Below are 1,814 nucleotides of genomic sequence, written 5' to 3'. Positions count from 1 at the left end.
CTGAGTTGGCAGAAGCGATGATTTTTGAAACCTATCAATGGCAATATCAAGTGTGTTGTCAGGAGTGGGGCACGCCAATAAGTGAGGACGGTGAAGTGCAGCCGATGTTAATTATCGGCATGGGGAAACTGGGTGGTGGCGAGCTAAACTTTTCTTCCGATATTGATCTAATTTTCACGTACCCAGAGAATGGTGAAACCCAAGGCGCACGCCGAAGCATTGCCAATGCCCAGTTCTTTACTCGTCTTGGTCAACGCATCATCAAAGCGCTCGACCAACAAACCTTCGATGGTTTTTGCTACCGCGTCGACATGCGGCTTCGCCCATTTGGAGAAAGTGGCCCCTTGGTTATGAGCTATGCCGCACTTGAAGATTATTACCAAGAACAGGGACGAGATTGGGAACGTTACGCGATGATCAAAGCTCGGGTGATGGGATGTGAGATGTACCCGCAGTATCAAGAGCTACGCCAAATGCTGCGCCCTTTTGTTTTTCGTCGTTATATTGATTTCAGTGCGATTCAATCTTTGCGTCGAATGAAGTCGATGATCAGTAGCGAGGTTCGCCGCCGAGGGTTGAATAACAACATTAAGCTAGGTGCGGGTGGCATCCGAGAAATTGAATTTATCGCTCAAGTTTTTCAATTGATTCGAGGTGGTCGAGAACCTTCTTTGCGTAATCGAGGGCTGTTGGAAACGCTGCAAGGCATTGAAGAGCTGGCATTGCTTACTCCACAAGAAGTCAGCGATCTAGAAGCCGCATACAAGTACTTGCGTCAATTAGAAAACTTGTTGCAAGCAATGGCGGATAAGCAAACCCAGACGCTGCCTGATTGCGAAACCGAACGCTTAAAGCTCGCCACCGCGATGAAAATGAGCTGTTGGGAGCAATTAATTGAGCAAACCCAGCAGCATATGGCAAATGTTCACCAAGTTTTTGAATCACTAATTGGTGATGATGAAGAAGACGAGGGGACTACCGTTGCTCGTCATTTTCATGAGCTATGGGATATGGCCGACAAACAAGACGTTCTTGAGCATATCTTGCAGCAGGATATTCAGATTGAAGACTTTGCTTCATGCGCGAAAACCATCATCAACTTTAAAACCGATCTGGCCAAAAAAACGTTAGGCCCACGTGGACGCGAAGTGCTCAATCGTTTGATGCCGAAAGTGTTTGATGCGGTCTTTGCCCATCCTGATGCACAGTTTGGTTTATCTCGTGTACTTCACTTGCTACACAACATCTGCACTCGCACAACTTACTTGGAATTATTGGATGAGCATCCAGCGGCTCTGGTGCAGCTCGTACGTTTGTGTACCGCAAGCCCAATGATTTCAGAGCAGCTGTCTCGTTATCCTATCTTGCTTGATGAGTTGATCGACCCTGCGCAGCTGTACAATCCCATTCCATTAGACAGTTACCGTACAGAGCTGCGTGATTATTTGGCGCGTATTCCTGAAGATGATATGGAACAGCAAATGGAAGCGTTGCGTCAGTTTAAGCAAATTTGTATTTTGCGTATTGCAGCGGCAGATATTGCTGGCGCATTGCCAGTGATGAAAGTGAGTGACCATTTAACTTATTTAGCGGAAGCTATCGTGGATGCGGTGATCAGTCAGGCTTGGTTGCAAGTGTCTGAAAAGTACGGCGAGCCAACGCATGTGAAAGATCGTGAAGGTAAAGGCTTTGCTGTAATTGGTTATGGTAAAGTCGGAGGGTGGGAGCTCGGCTATAACTCCGATTTGGATATTGTCTTCATGCATGACTGCCCCGTCAATGTCTACACTGACGGCAAGAAAGAGATTGATGGT

Annotated in this window: 1 protein-coding gene; it reads left to right on the top strand. The window is 47.0% G+C overall.

The annotated features are described in order from the left end of the window. The coding region (gene glnE, locus IQR33_RS32435) for a bifunctional [glutamate--ammonia ligase]-adenylyl-L-tyrosine phosphorylase/[glutamate--ammonia-ligase] adenylyltransferase (protein ID WP_228013785.1) at positions 1-1,814 on the top strand (1,814 nt) is incomplete at both ends.

The sequence above is a fragment of the Vibrio sp. OPT46 genome (genome assembly GCF_015163535.1).
GTDB classification, from domain to species: Bacteria; Pseudomonadota; Gammaproteobacteria; order Enterobacterales; family Vibrionaceae; genus Vibrio; species Vibrio alginolyticus.
This window is presented reverse-complemented; position numbering and strand designations above follow the sequence as displayed.